This is a genomic window from Streptomyces sp. BBFR102, assembly GCF_051397025.1.
In the GTDB taxonomy this organism is placed as follows: domain Bacteria; phylum Actinomycetota; class Actinomycetes; order Streptomycetales; family Streptomycetaceae; genus Streptomyces.
On the sequence record NZ_CP195757.1, the window covers coordinates 4,718,795 to 4,736,964 of the forward strand.

General features: G+C 72.2%; 13 protein-coding genes. 10 read left to right on the forward strand and 3 right to left on the reverse strand.

Annotation, left to right across the window (positions count from 1 at the left end; all coding sequences use genetic code 11):
* Nucleotides 1-48: 48 nt before the first annotated feature.
* The 10 genes from ACSLIC_RS20995 (at nucleotide 49) to ACSLIC_RS21040 (ending at nucleotide 15,113) form a co-directional block, all read left to right on the forward strand.
* Nucleotides 49-5,532: a HAMP domain-containing protein gene (locus ACSLIC_RS20995; RefSeq protein WP_436739249.1), complete on the forward strand. Its 5,484-nt coding sequence runs from the start codon at nucleotides 49-51 to the stop codon at nucleotides 5,530-5,532.
* A 307-nt stretch (nucleotides 5,533-5,839) separates the two neighbouring features.
* Nucleotides 5,840-6,505, forward strand: coding sequence for a response regulator (locus ACSLIC_RS21000; RefSeq protein WP_436740434.1), 666 nt, complete (start codon nucleotides 5,840-5,842; stop codon nucleotides 6,503-6,505).
* An 83-nt stretch (nucleotides 6,506-6,588) separates the two neighbouring features.
* Nucleotides 6,589-9,348 (forward strand): DNA translocase FtsK, encoded by a 2,760-nt coding sequence (locus ACSLIC_RS21005; RefSeq protein WP_436739250.1) that lies wholly within the window; start codon nucleotides 6,589-6,591, stop codon nucleotides 9,346-9,348.
* A gap of 349 nt (nucleotides 9,349-9,697) precedes the next feature.
* Entirely contained in the window at nucleotides 9,698-10,567 is an 870-nt protein-coding gene (locus ACSLIC_RS21010; RefSeq protein ID WP_436739251.1) for a helix-turn-helix domain-containing protein, read from the forward strand.
* Between the two features lie 68 nt (nucleotides 10,568-10,635).
* Nucleotides 10,636-12,102: a 30S ribosomal protein S12 methylthiotransferase RimO gene (gene rimO / locus ACSLIC_RS21015; protein WP_436739252.1), complete on the forward strand. Its 1,467-nt coding sequence runs from the start codon at nucleotides 10,636-10,638 to the stop codon at nucleotides 12,100-12,102.
* Nucleotides 12,099-12,950, forward strand: a complete 852-nt coding sequence (pgsA, locus tag ACSLIC_RS21020; protein ID WP_436739253.1) for a CDP-diacylglycerol--glycerol-3-phosphate 3-phosphatidyltransferase — start codon at nucleotides 12,099-12,101, stop codon at nucleotides 12,948-12,950. The genes rimO and pgsA overlap by 4 nt, the downstream gene beginning before the upstream one ends.
* A complete protein-coding gene (locus tag ACSLIC_RS21025; RefSeq protein WP_436739254.1) occupies nucleotides 12,947-13,456 on the forward strand; it encodes a CinA family protein in 510 nt (169 codons plus the stop codon). The genes pgsA and ACSLIC_RS21025 overlap by 4 nt, the downstream gene beginning before the upstream one ends.
* Before the next feature lie 109 nt (nucleotides 13,457-13,565).
* Nucleotides 13,566-13,937 (forward strand): helix-turn-helix domain-containing protein, encoded by a 372-nt coding sequence (locus ACSLIC_RS21030; protein ID WP_003951232.1) that lies wholly within the window; start codon nucleotides 13,566-13,568, stop codon nucleotides 13,935-13,937.
* A 317-nt stretch (nucleotides 13,938-14,254) separates the two neighbouring features.
* Nucleotides 14,255-14,725, forward strand: coding sequence for a Dps family protein (locus ACSLIC_RS21035; RefSeq protein ID WP_436739255.1), 471 nt, complete (start codon nucleotides 14,255-14,257; stop codon nucleotides 14,723-14,725).
* Between the two features lie 124 nt (nucleotides 14,726-14,849).
* A complete protein-coding gene (locus ACSLIC_RS21040) occupies nucleotides 14,850-15,113 on the forward strand; it encodes a hypothetical protein (protein ID WP_436739256.1) in 264 nt (87 codons plus the stop codon).
* A 15-nt stretch (nucleotides 15,114-15,128) separates the two neighbouring features.
* Here ACSLIC_RS21040 and ACSLIC_RS21045 read toward each other — a convergent pair whose 3' ends face one another.
* The 3 genes from ACSLIC_RS21045 to ACSLIC_RS21055 all read right to left on the reverse strand — a co-directional run bounded on the left by ACSLIC_RS21045 (nucleotide 15,129) and on the right by ACSLIC_RS21055 (nucleotide 17,872).
* The gene (locus ACSLIC_RS21045; protein ID WP_436739257.1) at nucleotides 15,129-15,923 is read right to left on the reverse strand and encodes an Fpg/Nei family DNA glycosylase; all 795 of its coding nucleotides are present in this window, start codon (nucleotides 15,921-15,923) and stop codon (nucleotides 15,129-15,131) included.
* Between the two features lie 27 nt (nucleotides 15,924-15,950).
* On the reverse strand, nucleotides 15,951-17,156 hold the full coding sequence (locus ACSLIC_RS21050) for a GDSL-type esterase/lipase family protein (RefSeq protein WP_436739258.1): 1,206 nt from the start codon (nucleotides 17,154-17,156) through the stop codon (nucleotides 15,951-15,953).
* A 143-nt stretch (nucleotides 17,157-17,299) separates the two neighbouring features.
* Nucleotides 17,300-17,872 carry a TetR/AcrR family transcriptional regulator gene (locus ACSLIC_RS21055; protein WP_436739259.1) on the reverse strand — a complete coding sequence of 191 codons (573 nt, stop codon included), beginning with the start codon at nucleotides 17,870-17,872 and terminating at the stop codon, nucleotides 17,300-17,302.
* Nucleotides 17,873-18,170: the final 298 nt, after the last annotated feature.

Below are 18,170 nucleotides of genomic sequence, written 5' to 3' on the forward strand. Positions count from 1 at the left end.
CCCCGAGCGAACCTGTAGTACTACGTCGACCCTTGCGGGAGGGACACGGTGGAGTCTGGCGCAGCGGCGCGGAGCACGACCACGCGCGGACAGGGCGGACGGTCCCGAAATGCCTCCAGGAGCGGGACGGTCGAGGTGGACGCGGCCCAGCTCCAGCGCCTGAAGTCCGCCCTGGCCGCGATGCGCGACGGGAACTTCCGGCGCCGCCTGACGGTGACCGGCGACGGCGTGATGGCCGAGGTCGCCGCGTTGTTCAACGAGGTCGCGGACCGCAATCTGCATCTGACCGGGGAACTGTCGCGGGTGCGGCGCACGGTCGGACGTGAGGGAAAACTCACGGAGCGGCTGGAGACGGGGGTCTGCGAGGGGTCCTGGGCCTCGGCGATCGAGGCGTCCAACGCCCTCGTCGACGATCTGGTCCATCCCGTCTCCGAGGTCGGCCGGGTGCTCTCCGCGGTCGCCGACGGTGACCTGGAGCAGCGGATGGAGCTGCGGACGCAGCCGCCGGACGGCTCGGGCCATCCGCTGCGCGGGGAGTTCCTGAAGGTCGGCCGGACGGTGAACAACCTGGTCGACCAGTTGTCGCGGTTCACCGACGAGGTGACCCGGGTGGCCAGCGAGGTCGGCACCGAGGGCAAGCTCGGCGGCCAGGCCCAGCTGCGGGGCATGTCCGGTTCGTGGAAGGACCTCACGGACTCCGTCAACACCATGGCGTACCGGCTGACCGCGCAGGTGCGGGACATCGCGCTGGTGACCACGGCGGTGGCCCGCGGTGACCTGTCGCGCAAGGTGACGGTGCACGTCGCCGGCGAGATGCTCGAACTCAAGAACACCGTCAACACGATGGTGGACCAGCTGTCCTCGTTCTCCTCCGAGGTGACGCGCGTCGCCCGCGAGGTGGGCACCGAGGGGGAGCTGGGCGGGCAGGCGCAGGTCCCCGGTGTGGACGGGGTGTGGAAGGACCTCACCGACTCGGTGAACCTCATGGCCTCCAACCTGACCGCGCAGGTCCGCGGGATCGCCGAGGTCACCACCGCCGTCGCCAACGGCGACCTGTCCCGCAAGGTGACGGTCAGCGCGCGCGGCGAGGTCGCCCAGCTCGCCGAGACCATCAACCAGATGACCGAGACGCTGCGGACCTTCGCCGACGAGGTGACCCGCGTCGCCCGCGAGGTCGGCGTCGAGGGGCAGCTCGGCGGGCAGGCCAACGTGCCGGGTGCCGCCGGGACCTGGAAGGACCTGACCGACTCCGTCAACACGGTCTTCCGGAACCTGACCACGCAGGTGCGCGACATCGCGCAGGTGACGAGGGCGGTGGCCAACGGCGACCTCTCGCAGAAGGTCACCGTGGACGTCTTCGGCGAGATGCTGGAGCTGAAGAACACCGTCAACACCATGGTCGGCCAGCTCTCGGCGTTCGGCGCCGAGGTGACCCGGGTGGCGCGCGAGGTCGGTGTCGAGGGTGAACTGGGCGGCCAGGCCACCGTGCAGGGGGCGGCCGGGACCTGGAAGGACCTGACCGACTCCGTCAACACCGCGTTCCGTAACCTCACCGGCCAGGTGCGCAACATCGCACAGGTGACGACGGCGGTGGCCAACGGCGACCTCTCGCAGAAGGTCACCGTGGACGTCTCCGGCGAGATGCTCCAGCTGAAGATGACCGTGAACCGGATGGTGGACCAGCTCTCCTCCTTCGCCGACCAGGTCACGCGGATGGCCCGGGACGTGGGTACGGAGGGCCGGCTCGGCGGCCAGGCTCAGGTGGACGGGGTCAGCGGCACCTGGAAGGAGCTGACCGACTCCGTCAACCTCATGGCCGGCAACCTCACCGCCCAGGTACGGCAGATCGCCCAGGTCACCACGGCGGTGGCGCAGGGAGACCTCTCCCAGAAGATCGGCATGGACGCCCGGGGCGAGATCCTGGAGCTGAAGAACACCATCAACACGATGGTCGACCAGCTCTCGGCCTTCGCCGACGAGGTGACCCGGGTCGCCCGCGAGGTGGGCACCGAGGGGCGGCTCGGCGGCCAGGCGCAGGTGCCCGGCGTCGCCGGCGTCTGGCGCGACCTGACCGACTCGGTGAACGGCATGGCCGGCAATCTCACCGCCCAGGTCCGCCAGATCGCCCAGGTGGCCACCGCCATCGCCCGGGGCGACCTGTCGCAGAAGATCGACGTGGACGCCCGGGGCGAGATCCTGGAGCTGAAGAACACCCTGAACACGCTGGTGGACCAGCTCTCGGCCTTCGCCGAGCAGGTCACCCGCGTCTCCCGCGAGGTCGGCACCGAGGGCATCCTCGGCGGCCAGGCGCAGGTCGACGGGGTCTCCGGCACCTGGAAGGACCTCACCCAGTCGGTGAACAGCATGGCCAACAACCTGACCATGCAGGTCCGCAACATCGCCGAGGTCACCACCGCCGTGGCCCGCGGCGACCTCTCCAAGAAGATCACCGTCGACGCCAAGGGCGAGATCCTCGAACTGGTCACCACCGTCAACACGATGGTCGACCAGCTCTCCAACTTCGCCGAGCAGGTGACCCTGGTCGCCCGCGAGGTCGGCACCGAGGGCAACCTCGGCGGCCAGGCGCGGGTGCCGGGCGTCACCGGCATCTGGAAGGACCTGAGCGACAACGTCAACACCATGGCGAACAACCTCACCGGCCAGGTGCGGAACATCGCCCACGTCGCCACCGCCGTGGCCAACGGCGACCTGACCAAGAAGGTCACCGTCGAGGCGAGCGGCGAGGTCGCCCAGCTCGCCGACACCGTCAACACCATGGTGACGACCCTGTCGTCGTTCGCCGACGAGGTGACCCGCGTCGCCCGCGAGGTGGGCACCGACGGCATCCTCGGCGGCCAGGCCCGTGTGCCCGGCAGCTCGGGGACGTGGAAGGACCTCACCGAGTCGGTGAACTCGATGGCCTCCAACCTCACGGGCCAGGTCCGCAACATCGCGATGGTCACCACCGCCATCGCCAAGGGCGATCTCACCAAGAAGATCGACATCGACGCCCGCGGGGAGATCCTGGAGCTGAAGACGACCATCAACACGATGGTCGACCAGCTCTCCTCCTTCGCCGAGCAGGTCACCCGGGTCGCCCGCGAGGTGGGTACGGAGGGCCAGCTCGGCGGCGAGGCACGGGTCCGCGACGTCGACGGCACCTGGCGCGACCTCACCGAGTCGGTGAACGAGATGGCGCAGAACCTCACCCGCCAGGTGCGCGCCATCGCCGCGGTCGCCACCGCCGTCACCCGCGGCGACCTCCAGCTCAAGATCGACGTGGACGCCGCCGGCGAGATCCGGGCGCTCCAGGACAACATCAACACGATGATCACCAACCTGCGCGACACCACCCTCGCCAACAAGGAGCAGGACTGGCTCAAGGGCAATCTCGCGCGGATCTCCGGACTCATGCAGGGCCGCCGCGACCTCACCGACGTCGCCTCGCTGATCATGAGCGAGCTGACCCCGGTGGTCTCCGCGCAGCACGGCGCGTTCTTCATCGCCGCGCCCACCGAGGAGGACCCGGACCTGTCCGCGGAGGCCCGCGAGGACGCGTACGAGCTGCGGATGATCGGGAGTTACGGCTACTCGATGGGGTCGATGCCGACCGCGTTCAAGCCCGGTGAGTCGCTGATCGGGGCCGCCGCGCAGGAGAAGCGGACCGTCCTCGTCGACCATGTGCCCTCCGGGTACCTGAAGATCGCCTCGGGACTCGGGGAGGCGCCGCCCGCCCATGTGATCGTGCTGCCGCTGCTCTTCGAGGGCACCGTGCTCGGCGTGATCGAGCTGGCCGCCTTCCAGCAGTTCACCCACATCCAGCGGGACTTCCTCAGCCAGCTCGCCGAGATGATCGCGACCAGCGTCAACACCATCAGCGTCAACACCAAGACCGAGGAGCTGCTGAAGCAGTCGCAGGAGCTGACCGAGCAGCTGCGGGACCGCTCCGAGGAGCTGGAGGTCCGCCAGAAGGCGCTCCAGGACTCCAACGCCGAGCTGGAGGAGAAGGCCGAGCTGCTGGCCCGGCAGAACCGCGACATCGAGGTCAAGAACACCGAGATCGAGGACGCCCGGCAGGTGCTGGAGGAGCGGGCCGAGCAGCTCGCCGTCTCCATGCGGTACAAGTCGGAGTTCCTCGCCAACATGTCGCACGAGCTGCGCACCCCGCTCAACTCGCTGCTGATCCTCGCCAAGCTGCTCGCCGACAACGCCGAGGGGAACCTCTCCCCGAAGCAGGTGGAGTTCGCCGAGACCATCCACGGCGCCGGTTCCGACCTGCTCCAGTTGATCAACGACATCCTCGACCTCTCCAAGGTCGAGGCGGGCAAGATGGACGTCAGCCCGACCCGGATCGCTCTGGTCCAGCTGGTCGACTACGTGGAGGCCACCTTCCGGCCGCTCACCGCCGAGAAGGGCCTGGACTTCTCCGTCCGGGTCTCCCCGGAGCTGCCCGCCACCCTCCACACCGACGAGCAGCGGCTCCTGCAGGTCCTGCGCAACCTCCTGTCCAACGCGGTGAAGTTCACCGACAGCGGCGCCGTGGAGCTGGTCATCCGGCCGGCCGCCGCCGACGTCCCCGACGCGATCAGGGAGCAGTTGCTGGAAGCCGGTTCGCTGGCGGACGCGGACGCCGACCTCATCGCGTTCTCCGTCACCGACACCGGAATCGGCATCGCCTCGGGCAAGATGCGGGTCATCTTCGAGGCGTTCAAACAGGCCGACGGCACCACCAGCCGCAAGTACGGCGGCACCGGCCTCGGCCTCTCCATCAGCCGGGAGATCGCCCGCCTGCTCGGCGGCGAGATCCACGCGGCGAGCGAGCCGGGCCGCGGCTCGACCTTCACGCTCTACCTGCCGCTGCATCCCGCAGGGCTCCCGGTGCAGGAGTACGCGCAGCTCGCCCCCGCGGTCGAGCCCAAGGGCGAACTCCCCGCCGGCCAGGCGCCCCGAAGTACCGAACCGGTGCCCACGGAGCCCCTGAAGGACACCCGCAACGGACCCGTCTCCCTCTTCCGCCGGCGCCGCAGGGCCGCCGAGGAGGCGGCGGCCGGCACCGACGGCACCGCCGGGCAGGGGCAGCCCCGCACCACCTCGCTGGGCAGGCCGCTGGACGCGCCGCCCCAGGAGCGTCCGGAGCGCGGGCCGGTGAGCTTCGACGGCCAGAAGGTGCTCATCGTCGACGACGACATCCGCAACGTCTTCGCCCTCACCAGCGTCCTCGAACAGCACGGCCTGGCGGTCCTCTACGCCGAGAACGGCCGCGAGGGCATCGAGGTGCTGGAGCAGCACGACGACGTGGCCGTGGTGCTGATGGACATCATGATGCCGGAGATGGACGGGTACGCGACCACCTCCGCGATCCGCCGCATGCCCCAGTTCGCGGGGCTGCCGATCGTCGCCCTGACCGCCAAGGCGATGAAGGGCGACCGGGAGAAGGCCATCGAGTCGGGCGCCTCCGACTACGTCACCAAGCCCGTCGACCCCGACCACCTGCTGGCCGTCATGGAGGGGTGGATGAGCGAGGACGGATGACCGGGGCCGCGCCGCGCCCCGGCCGGCCGCCCCTGGGCGCGGAGTTGGAGCCGGCGGGGCGTACCGTGGCGGGACGTGGCGCTGCCGGGTCCCGCCGGACGGGGAACCTTCCGGGGCCCGGCCGCGTTTGCGCTTACGTACAAGTGACATCGCGGTGACAGGGTGTGGCGACGAGCGGGGTGCGGCTACCATGACCGGCACAAGGACGGACGACGCAAGGGAGTCGTCCCCCGGGGCAGGCCCCGGTGCTTCCCCACGTCCGCAGGACCAAGGAAGCCCCATGCCGGGGCGAGGAGGGCGGGCCAGGATGCAGAAGGCCAAGATCCTCCTGGTCGACGACCGGCCGGAGAATCTGCTGGCGCTGGAGGCCATTCTCTCCGCGCTCGATCAGACACTGGTGCGGGCGTCGTCCGGGGAGGAAGCGCTCAAGGCGCTGCTGACGGATGACTTCGCGGTCATCCTGCTGGATGTGCAGATGCCGGGCATGGACGGTTTCGAGACCGCCGCCCACATCAAGCGCCGGGAGCGGACCCGGGACATCCCCATCATCTTCCTCACCGCGATCAACCACGGCCCGCACCACACCTTCCGCGGCTACGCGGCCGGCGCGGTGGACTACATCTCCAAGCCCTTCGACCCGTGGGTGCTGCGGGCCAAGGTCTCGGTCTTCGTCGACCTGTACATGAAGAACTGCAAGCTCCGCGAGCAGGCGGAACTGCTGCGTATCCAGGTCGAGGGACGCGACGGCCAGACGGAGCCGACCGGTGTCATCGCCGAGCTCTCCGCGCGGCTCGCGGCCGTCGAGGAGCAGGCCGAGGCGCTCTCCAAACAGCTGGACGACGAGTCGGCGGACGCCGCCGCCGTCGCCACCGCGGCCCACCTCGAACGCAAACTCACCGGCCTGCGCAGAGCCCTGGACGCCATCGACCCGAACTCGGGCGGTACGGCACCCGTCCTGCCGCCGCAGGGCTGAGCGGGACCGGGGGCAGGGACCGGCCCCTGCCCGCCCGCTGACCAGCCGTCAAGGCGACGCCGCGTCAGGAGCGACACGGACGGGTGAAGGTCCGGGCGCACGTGTCCCGCCCACCTCGCACCGGTAACCTCACCACCATGGCCTCACGTACCTCCGGCAAGGGATCACCGTCCTCGGCGCGCGGCGCGGGGCGTCCCGGGGGACCTGCGAAGAAGAGCGCGGCCAAGCCGCCCGTGAGGAAGAAGGCGCCCGCCAAGAAGGCCGCGGTACGCAAACCGCCGCCCAAGCCCGCACCCGCCCCCGGCCTCTACCGCTTCGTTCGCACGGTCTGGCTCGGTGCCGCCCACGGCGTCGGCGCCGTCTTCCGCGGTATAGGGCGCGGCGCCAAGGGGCTCGACCCCGCCCACCGCAAGGACGGCCTCGCCCTGCTCCTCCTCGGCCTCGCCCTGATCGTCGCCGCCGGCACCTGGTCCAACCTCCAGGGCCCCGTCGGTGACCTGGTGGCGATGCTCGTCACCGGCGCCTTCGGCCGGCTCGACCTGATGGTGCCGCTGCTGCTCGGCGCCGTCGCGGTGCGGCTGATCCGCCACCCGGAGAAGCCCGAGGCCAACGGGCGCATCGTCATCGGCCTCTCCGCGCTGGTCCTCGGTGTCCTCGGCCAGGTCCACATCGCCTGCGGCTCACCCGCGCGCGGCGACGGCACCGCCGCCCTCCAGGACGCCGGCGGCCTCATCGGCTGGGCGTCGGCCACGCCCCTGATCTTCACCGTCACCGAGGTGCTGGCCGTCCCGCTGCTGCTGCTCCTCACCGTCTTCGGGCTCCTGGTGGTCACCGCCACCCCGGTCGCCGCCATCCCGCAGCGCCTGCGCGCTCTCGGCCGCCGCCTCGGCCTGGTCGCCGCGCCCACCGTCCCGAGCGAGGACGACGCGCGGTACGACGAGCAATGGCGCGAGGCGCTGCCCGAAGCGCGCCGCCACCCCGGGCCGGACGGCGACACCGACGAGGCGCCGACCCGGCCCGTCCGGCGCCGCGCCCCGCGCAAACCCGCCGCCGAGCGGGCCGGGCGCGACGCGGTCGACATCGCCGCCGAGGCCGCCGCCGCCCTCGACGGAGCCGTCCTGCACGGCATGCCGCCCTCCCCGCTGGTCGCCGACCTCACCCAGGGGGTGAGCACGGAGCGCGAGCCCGCCGCCACCCCGGTGCCCTCGGCGCGTACCACCGGGACCGAGGAAGCACTCAGGCCCACGCCCAGCCGCCGCAGGACCCAGGTCCAGGACTCCGGCTCCGTACCCGACCTCACCAAGGCGCCGCCCGCCGACGGGAGCAAGCCGCTTCCGGCGCGGGTCGAGCAGCTCCAGCTCTCCGGGGACATCACCTACGCGCTGCCGTCGATAGACCTGCTGGAGCGCGGCGGGCCGGGCAAGTCCCGCAGCGCCGCCAACGACGCCGTCGTGGCCTCGCTCACCACCGTCTTCACCGAGTTCAAGGTCGACGCGGCCGTCACCGGCTTCACCCGCGGCCCCACGGTCACCCGCTACGAGGTCGAACTCGGACCGGCCGTGAAGGTCGAGCGGATCACCGCGCTCACCAAGAACATCGCCTACGCCGTCGCCAGCCCCGACGTGCGGATCATCAGCCCCATCCCGGGCAAGTCCGCCGTCGGCATCGAGATCCCCAACACCGACCGCGAGATGGTCAACCTCGGCGACGTGCTGCGCCTCGCCGACGCCGCCGAGGACCACCACCCGATGCTCGTCGGCCTCGGGAAGGACGTCGAGGGCGGCTACGTGATGGCCAACCTCGCCAAGATGCCGCACATCCTGGTCGCCGGAGCCACCGGCTCCGGCAAGTCCTCCTGCATCAACTGCCTGATCACCTCGATCATGATGCGGGCCTCGCCGGAGGACGTGCGGATGGTCCTCGTCGACCCCAAGCGCGTCGAGCTGACCGCCTACGAGGGCATCCCGCACCTCATCACGCCGATCATCACCAACCCCAAACGGGCCGCCGAGGCACTCCAGTGGGTGGTCCGCGAGATGGACCTGCGCTACGACGACCTGGCCGCCTTCGGCTACCGGCACATCGACGACTTCAACGCCGCCGTGCGCAGCGGCAAGGCCAAGACGCCCCAGGGCAGCGAGCGCGAGCTCCATCCCTACCCGTACCTGCTGGTCATCGTGGACGAGCTGGCGGACCTGATGATGGTGGCGCCCCGGGACGTGGAGGACGCGATCGTCCGCATCACGCAGCTCGCCCGGGCCGCAGGCATCCACCTGGTCCTTGCCACCCAGCGGCCCAGCGTCGACGTCGTGACCGGCCTCATCAAGGCCAACGTGCCCTCCCGGCTCGCCTTCGCCACCTCCTCGCTCGCCGACAGCCGGGTCATCCTCGACCAGCCCGGCGCCGAGAAGCTCATCGGCAAGGGCGACGGGCTGTTCCTGCCGATGGGAGCCAACAAGCCCACCCGGATGCAGGGAGCCTTCGTCACCGAGGAGGAGGTCGCCGAGGTCGTCCGGCACTGCAAGGAGCAGATGACGCCGGTCTTCCGGGACGACGTGGTGGTCGGCGGCCAGAAGAAGAAGGAGATCGACGAGGAGATCGGCGACGACCTCGACCTGCTCTGCCAGGCCACCGAACTGGTCGTCTCCACCCAGTTCGGCTCCACCTCGATGCTCCAGCGCAAACTGCGCGTCGGCTTCGCCAAGGCCGGCCGGCTGATGGACCTCATGGAGTCCCGGGACATCGTCGGCCCCACCGAGGGCTCCAAGGCCCGTGACGTTCTCGTGAAACCTGAGGACCTGCCAGGAGTGCTCGCCGTGATCCGGGGGGAGGAGCAACCATGACAGCTCCTCAACCGCGGCCACCGGGCCGGAGCGGGGGCGGGACGGCGCGCGGCGAAGGGAGAGGGACGGCCCCACCCGGCGTACGCCGGGCCGCGCCGGGCACGTAGCTCCGGGCGCACGCCGGTGCCAGGCCCCGGCGCACTGATGACCGGCCCGACGGCACGGCCCGGGGCAACCGTTTCCCCTCGGCGTACGTCAAGTGGAGAGAAGGGGCACCCGGTGCCCCGCGCCGGGGCGGGAGGACGCCATTCCGATGGCGTACAAGTCCGTCCGTCCGGTTGCCCCCCGCATGCGCACCCCCCCTAGACTGGACCTCCAGCAGGTGGCCACAGGCTCGAAAGGCACCCCCGTGTCCCTCGGCAAATCCCCTGAAGACAACGGTTCCTCCCCCGCGGCCGAGGTCGAGGACGAGCGTCCTGCGACCGAGCGGGCCCCGGCTCCCGAGTCCGCCCAGCCGAAGCCCGAGATCGGCCGCACCCTGGCCCGCGCCCGCACCGAGGCCGGACTCGGCGTCGACGAGGTCAGCGCCGCCACCCGGGTCCGCGTCCCGATCATCCAGGCGATCGAACAGGACGACTTCTCCCGCTGCGGCGGCGACGTCTACGCCCGCGGCCACATCCGCACGCTGGCGCGCGCCGTCGGCGTCGACCCCGCCCCGCTCATCGCCGCCTACGACGCCGACCACGGCGGACGCCCCGCGCCCACCGTGCCCGCGCCGCTCTTCGAGGCCGAGCGCATCCGCTCCGAGCCGCGCCGCGCCAACTGGACGGCGGCCATGGTCGCCGCCATCGTCGCGGTCGTCGGGTTCGTCGGCTTCACCCTCTTCAACGGCGACGGCGATGGCGGCGCCAAGAACGTCGCGGGCGAGAACGGCAGCACGGCGCCCCCGGCCAAGCCCTCCCGGTCCGCGAAGCCCGACCCGAAGCCCTCCGAGAGCGCCATCGCGGCGGCCCCGGCCGACCGGGTGACCGTCAAGATCACCGTGCCCGAGGGGCGCAGCTGGCTCTCGGCCAAGGACCACAACGGCCAGCTCCTCTTCGACGGGACGCTCGCACAGGGCCAGACCAAGACCTTCACCGACAAGGAGCGGGTCGACCTGGTCATCGGCGACGCCGGCGCGGTCGAGCTGCTCGTCAACGGCAAGGAGATCGAGGACCGCTTCCAGCCCGGCCAGGTCCAGCGCCTCTCCTACACCAAGGGCGACCCGAACGCGGGCTGAACCGGGCCCAAGGGACCCTGTCCCGGCCGGGGCGGGGGTCCCGGCCGGGACAAAGTAGTCTTGAGCCCATGCCTGAACGCCGTACCGTCGCTCTCGTCACTCTCGGATGCGCCCGTAACGAGGTGGATTCGGAGGAGCTCGCAGGCCGCCTGGAGGCGGACGGCTGGCAGCTCGTCGAGGACGCCGAAGCCGCCGATGTCGCCGTCGTCAACACCTGCGGCTTCGTCGAAGCCGCCAAGAAGGACTCCGTCGACGCCCTGCTGGAGGCCAACGACCTCAAGAGCCAGGGCAGAACCCAGGCCGTGGTCGCCGTCGGCTGCATGGCCGAGCGGTACGGCAAGGAGCTGGCCGAAGCCCTCCCCGAGGCCGACGGGGTGCTGGGCTTCGACGACTACGCCGACATCTCCGACCGGTTGCGGACCATCCTGGGCGGCGGCATCCACGCCTCCCACACCCCCCGCGACCGGCGCAAGCTGCTCCCGATCAGCCCCGCCGAGCGCCAGGACAGCACCGTGGCCCTCCCCGGCCACGCCCAGGAGCCCGCCCCCGCCGACCTGCCGGACGGCCTCGCGCCCGCCTCCGGGCCGCGCGCCCCGCTCCGCCGCCGACTGGGCACCAGCCCGGTCGCCTCGGTCAAGCTGGCCTCCGGCTGCGACCGGCGCTGCTCCTTCTGCGCCATCCCCTCGTTCCGCGGCTCCTTCATCTCCCGGCGCCCCTCCGACGTGCTCCAGGAGACGCGCTGGCTCGCCGAGCAGGGCGTGAAGGAGATCATGCTGGTCTCCGAGAACAACACCTCGTACGGCAAGGACCTCGGCGACATCCGGCTGCTGGAGACGCTGCTGCCGGAGCTGGCGGAGGTGGACGGCATCGAGCGGGTGCGCGTCAGCTACCTCCAGCCCGCCGAGATGCGGCCCGGCCTGATCGACGTCCTCACCTCGACCCCGAAGGTCGCCCCCTACTTCGACCTCTCCTTCCAGCACTCCGCGCCCGGCGTGCTGCGGGCGATGCGCCGCTTCGGCGACACCGACCGCTTCCTCGGCCTGCTGGAACAGATCCGGGCCAAGGCTCCCGAGGCCGGTGTCCGCTCCAACTTCATCGTCGGCTTCCCCGGCGAGAGCGAGGCGGACGTCGCCGAACTGGAGCGGTTCCTCACCGGCGCCCGCCTGGACGCCATCGGTGTCTTCGGCTACTCCGACGAGGACGGCACCGAGGCCGCCGGATACGACGGCAAGCTCCCCGAGGAGGAGGTCGCCGAGCGCCTCGCGCGCGTCTCCCGGCTCGCCGAGGAACTCGTCTCGCAGCGCGCGGACGAGCGGGTCGGTGAGACCGTGGAGGTACTCGTCGAATCCGTCGACGAGGAAGAGGGCGCCGTCGGCCGGGCCGCCCACCAGGCCCCCGAGACCGACGGGCAGATCCTCTTCACAGGCGGCGCGGACCTCACCCCGGGCCGTATGGTCGTGGCCAAGGTGGTCGGCACCGAGGGAGTGGACCTCGTCGCCGAACCTCTGCACCTGATCGAGGAGGCGGGCAGATGACCGGAGTGTCGGCGTCCACGGCCGGTGGAGCCCACGCGGGCGGCGTACGCGGCGCCAGCCGCAGGACCCCGGCCGTGCGGCAGGCCGGCGTCTGGAACATCGCCAACATCCTGACCATGATCCGGCTCCTGCTGGTCCCCGGATTCGTGGCCCTGCTGCTGGCCGAGGGCGGCTACGACCCGGCCTGGCGCGCCCTGGCCTGGGCGGCCTTCGCCGTCGCCATGATCACCGACGTCTTCGACGGGCACCTCGCCCGGACGTACGACCTGGTGACGGACTTCGGGAAGATCGCCGACCCGATCGCCGACAAGGCGATCATGGGTGCCGCGCTGATCTGCCTCTCCTGGCTGGGGGAGCTGCCCTGGTGGGTGACGGCGGTGATCCTCGGGCGTGAGCTGGGCATCACGGTGCTGCGTTTCTGGGTGATCAGGTTCGGGGTGATCCCCGCCAGCCGGGGCGGCAAGCTGAAGACCCTCGCCCAGGGCACGGCGGCCGGCATGTACGTCCTCGCGCTCACCGGGCCGCTCGCCACCCTGCGTTTCTGGGTGATGGCCGTCGCCGTGGTGCTGACCGTGGCCACCGGCCTCGACTACGTGCGGCAGGCCGTCGTGCTGCGCCGTGCGGGTCTCGCCGCCGAGCGCGCCGCACGCCGCGAGGCCGCGGGCGCGGAGGGCACCGTGGGCGAGGTCGGCCCCGCCGCCACCGCCTCCGAGGCCCTGGTCGCCACGGCGGCCTCGGCCGCCGGCCGGGCCGGGCGGACGGGCGAAGTGCCTCCTCCCGCCCCCGGGCGGGAGGAGGGCCAGGACGCCGCCGGCGCCCGGCAGGGCGGCAGGGAGACCCGGCGGTGAGCGCCGAGGCGGAGCACGCCCTGCGGCTGCTGGCCGAGCGCGGTGAGACGCTGGCCGTCGCCGAGTCGCTCACCGGGGGCCTGGTGGCCGCCGCCGTCACCGCGGCGCCGGGCGCCTCGGCAGCCTTCCGCGGCTCGGTCACGGCGTACGCCACGGAGCTCAAGGACCGGCTGCTCGGCGTCGACGCGGCGCTGCTGCGGGCCAGGGGCGCCGTGGACCCCGAGGTCGCGCGCCAGATGGCCGAAGGGGTGCGCCGGGAACTGGGGGCCGAGTGGGGGGTGGCCACCACCGGCGTCGCCGGGCCCGAGCCGCAGGACGGCCGTCCCGTGGGCACCGTGTACATCGCCGTGGCCGGACCCCGGGGAGGGAAATCGGCCGCACTGCGGTTGGACGGGGACCGTACGGACATCCGTATGGAGAGTGTCCGGAGGGTTCTCGGCCTGCTCATCGGGGAACTGGGCGGGCACGGGCGGACGCGAAATTCGGAACAGAACGGGGAGACCTGATGTTTGCAGCCCTGAGTGAACACGACATCGCTCCCCGCACGGCCGCAGCGGTAGGCGGTACGGTGGGGCGTGAAGGATGCGGTTACGCGGTCCGAGGAGGGAGCCACCGATGATTCTGCTCCGTCGCCTGCTGGGTGACGTGCTGCGTCGGCAGCGCCAGCGCCAGGGCCGTACTCTGCGCGAAGTCTCCTCGTCCGCCCGAGTCTCACTCGGCTATCTCTCCGAGGTGGAGCGGGGGCAGAAGGAGGCGTCCTCCGAACTGCTCTCCGCCATTTGCGACGCGTTGGACGTACGGATGTCCGAGCTGATGCGTGAGGTCAGCGACGAGCTGGCACTCGCCGAGCTGGCCGAGTCCGCCGCTGCCACCGACCCGGTACCGGCACCGGTCAGGCCCATGCTGAACGCCGTCTCCGTCTCCGGCGTGCCGCCGGAGCGGGTGACGATCAAGGCGCCCGAGGCCGTGGGCGTCGCCGCCGCCTGACCGGCGCGGCGAGAAGAACGGCACGTCACACGTGTAGCCCCGGTGGGGGCGGGCACGCGGATCGACAAGATCCGCTCCCGCCGCCACCGGGGCTTCTCGTTGGGCGAGGACCGCGCCGCCCGGCCGGGACCCGCCCCTCGGGCGGTCGCGGCGGCCGGCGGGAGTCCGGGTCCTCCGCCCCATCGGGTAGCGGAACCGGTCCACTGAATGACCGGTCGAAGTTACCCAAATCGGGCACCTGTGTCATTGTGGTGCGTGGCTGGCGACGGCCCGCCGTCGGTGGCGGGTGACCGGTCGTGACGACTTGGAGGAATGCGATGAACGTGGTCAAGAGCCCGCTTCCGGAGACCGATCTCAAGGTGGTCGCGGGGGCCCTGCAGGGCGCCCTGGTGGACCTGATCGACCTCTCGCTGGTGGCCAAGCAGGTGCACTGGAACGTCACCGGCCCGCGCTTCCGCTCCGTCCACCTCCAGCTCGACGAGGTGGTCGACACCGCCCGCGGGCACTCCGACACGGTGGCCGAGCGCGCCTCGGCCCTCGGGGTCTCGCCGGACGGCCGCGCCGCGACCGTCGCAGGGACCAGCGGCATCGGCGTGGTCAACGAGGGCTGGACCAAGGACGTGGACGCGGTCAACACCCTGGTCGAGGCGTTGGGCGCGGTGATCGGCCGGATGCGTGAGCGCATCGCCGCGACCGGCGAGGCGGACCCGGTCAGCCAGGACATCTTCATCACCATCACCGCCGACCTGGAGAAGCACCACTGGATGTTCCAGGCGGAGAACGGCTGAGACGACAACGGCCGCCGACGGCGGCGGACGACGAGCCCGGGGGCGGGCCGCCTGAGCGCGGCCCGCCCCCGGGGCTTCCACGGCCCCGCCCGGCGCGGTCGGCCCGGTACGGAGGTGGTGCGTCATGGGGGTTCGTGGGCTGCGGTGGATACCCGTCTGCGCGGTGGCGGTGCTGTGGTGCGTGGCCCTGGCGAGGGCGGCCCTGGAGATCGGCGGTGCCGCCGCCGGCGCCGCCGCGGTGGTGGCGGGCGGCTGGGGGCTGAGCGTCCTGCCGGTGCACTGCGTACCGAAGTCCCGCGCCGACGAGCAGGCGGCGCGGGCCCGGCGGGCGGTGCGGCGGATGGCGGCGCGGGTGCGTGGCGGGCGGGGGGAGCCGGGGGCCGGTTGAGAGGCGGCCTCGGTGTCACGCGCCGGGTGCCGGACCGTTCTGGCAGCCCGGGCACCAGTACGTGGGGCGCTCGCGGGTGGGTTCGCCCTGCTGGGCGGTTCTGACGGGGGTGGCGCAGCGCAGGCAGGGGCGGCCCGCACGGCCGTAGACGTACAGGGGGCGGTCGGGGCGGCCGGTGGTGGTGCGGCGCGGGCGGTGGCGGTTGGCCTCCAGGAGGCGGGCCGCGAGGGCGGTGAGGCGTTCGGGGTCGGGCAGGTCGCCGACGGGCAGCCATGGCGTCACTCGTAGCAGGAAGCACAGTTCGCTTTTGAAGACGTTGCCGATGCCCGCCAGATTGCGCTGGTCCAGCACGGCCTCGCCGACCTCCCGCTCCGGTGCCGCCGCCAGCCTGGCCAGGGCCTCGCCGGGGGACCAGTCGGGGCCCAGCGGATCGGGGCCGAGGTGACCGACCGCCTCGTCCTCGGCCCCGGTACGCAGCAGCTCCAGCACCGGCAGGCGGTACCCGACCGCGGTGTGCGACGCGGTGCCGAGGACCGCGCGGATCTGATGGTCGGGCCCGCCCCGCCAGCGCTCGCCCGGGGCGAAGATCCGCCACGAGCCGTCCATCCGCAGATGGGAGTGGAGGGTGAGGCCGCCCTCCAGACGGACCAGCAGATGCTTGCCCCGGGCGACCACTTCCATGACGGTGCGGCCGGTGAGGTCGACCGTCGCGAGGCGGGGCACGCGGAGGTCGAAGGCGGTCAGCTCCGCACCGGCGAGCGCCTGGTGCAGGCGCCCCGCCGCCTGGTGGACGGTGTCTCCCTCGGGCATACCTCCATGATGCCCGGGCGACGGGGCTCAGGCCCCGGCGGCGAACGGCCCTCCCGCGGCGAAGGCGAGGGCGGCGAAGCGCTCGCCCATGCGGCGGTGGGCGGCCGCGTCCGGGTGCAGCTCGTCGGGGAGCGGCAGCTCGGCGTGGTCCGCCTCGCCGTACAGCGTGCGGCCGTCGAGAAGATGCAGGTGCGGGTCGTCCGCGGACCGCTGCCGCACGATGCGGGCCAGCTCGCCGCGGATGACGTTCAAGGTGAGCTTGCCGGCCGCCACCTCCGCCGGATCGCCCGTCGCCTTGAACTTGACGCGTCCCTCGGCGATCTCGCTGAAGTCCGGGGCGCAGGGGCCGGGAGTGTCCTCGTGGATCGGGCACAGCACGGGGGTGACGACCAGGAGCGGGGTGGTGGGGTGGCCCTCGCGGACGGTGTCGAGGAAGCCGTGGACCGCCGGGGTGAAGGCGCGCAGCCGCATCAGATCGGCGTTGACCAGGTTGATGCCCACCTTGACGCTGATCAGGTCGGCGGGGGTGTCGCGCAGGGTGCGGGCGGTGAACGGATCGAGGAGTGCGGCGCCGCCCAGCCCGAGGTTGACCAGTTCCACGCCGCCTCGCGCCGCGGCCAGCGCGGGCCACGTGGTGGAGGGGCTCGCGGCGTCCGAGCCGTGGCTGATCGAGCTGCCGTGGTGCAGCCAGACCCGCCGGCCGCTCTGCGGGACGGGCTCGACGGGCGCGTCCGTGCGCAGGGCGATCAGTTCGGCCGCCTCGTTGTGCGGCAGCCAGATCTCGATGTCCTTGACCCCGGCGGGCAGGTCCGCGAAACGCACCGTCCCCGGCGGACCGGGGACGGTCTCGGCGGTGCCGGCCGCCATGTCGATGGTGAGGGTGTTGCCGCCGGGCGCGCTCGCCTGGCCGACGAGGCGCCCGTCGACCACCAGGTCGTACAGACCGTCGGGCCGGGGCGGCGCCCCCACGTAGACCCGCTTGGTGGGCAGGGTCTCCAGGGCGACGGCGGTGGACCGGGTGCGGAAGACCAGCCGGACGCCTGAGGGCTGGGCCTCGGCCATGGCCAGCTGGCCGTCGGTGTTCTGGGCGCGGGCCCAGGCGGGCAGCCGGTGCGGAAGGACGCCGCGTGCGGTGGGCTCCAGTTCCAGGGCGCCGCGTACGAGGTCGGGGGTGAGGGGCGTGGTGAGCGGGGTGGGCGTCGTGGTGGGCGCCAGGTCGTGGTCGGTGGGCATGGTTCCGCCTGAGGGTCGCAGGGTGGGGTGGGTGTGCCGCGCCGACGCGGGGCACGGCGCTGGGGCGAGCGGGGCCGCCGCTCAGCGGGAGGGGCCCGGCTTCTTGCCGTTACGGGATCGTCGGCTGGTCGTGGTACCGCCGGTCAGGGCGGCTCGGGCCAGTTGCGGAGGAGGGAGTCGAGGGAGTCCAGGACTCGCGCCCAGGTCTGCGAGGAGTCGGGGGCGCTGTGGCTGAAGCCGCCGCTCGCCTCCAGGCTGACGTAGCCGTGGAAGACGCTGCCCAGGAGCCGGACCGCGTGCGTCTGGTCCGGCTCCGAGAGGTCGTAGCCGCGCAGGATCGCCCGCGTCATCTGTGCGTGGCGCACGCCGGCGCTGGCCGCCGCTGTCTGCGGGTCCAGGGGCAGCCGGGCCGCCGCGTACCGCCCCGGGTGCTCGCGCGCGTAGTCCCGGTACACCTCGGCGAAGGCCGTCAGGGCGTCCTTCCCCGCCCGCCCGGCCACCGCGTCGGCGGCGCGGTCGGCCATTTCCGCCAGGGCCAGCAGGGCGATCCGCGTCTTGAGGTCCTGGGAGTTCTTGATGTGCGAGTAGAGGCTCGCGACCTTCACGTCGAACCGCCTCGCCAACGCCGACACGGTCACCTGCTCGAAGCCGATCTCGTCGGCCAGCTCCGCTCCGGCCTGAGCGAGACGCTCCGGAGTCAGTCCGACACGTGGCATGGGTGGTCCTCTCGCAGGGGGCGTAAGGCTGGAGGGCCATCGTGCATCTGCCTAAGGGTTGTAGGCAAATCTGGTGGAGATCCTGTTGGTGTGGGCGAGGTTTAGGCGGCTTGTCGGGGGCGCTGACTGGCGGTGCTCTGGTGTGGTGGGGCACTGGCGCGTGGAGCGACGGGCGGGGGCCGGCAGCCGGGGTCGCCGCATGTGCGGCTTCCGTCCACCGACCGGAGCGGGGACTGTTCTCCCCGCTGGGCGGTGTCGGTACTGCCGGGCACCGTCAGCGGGTGGGCCGGGCCTGCAG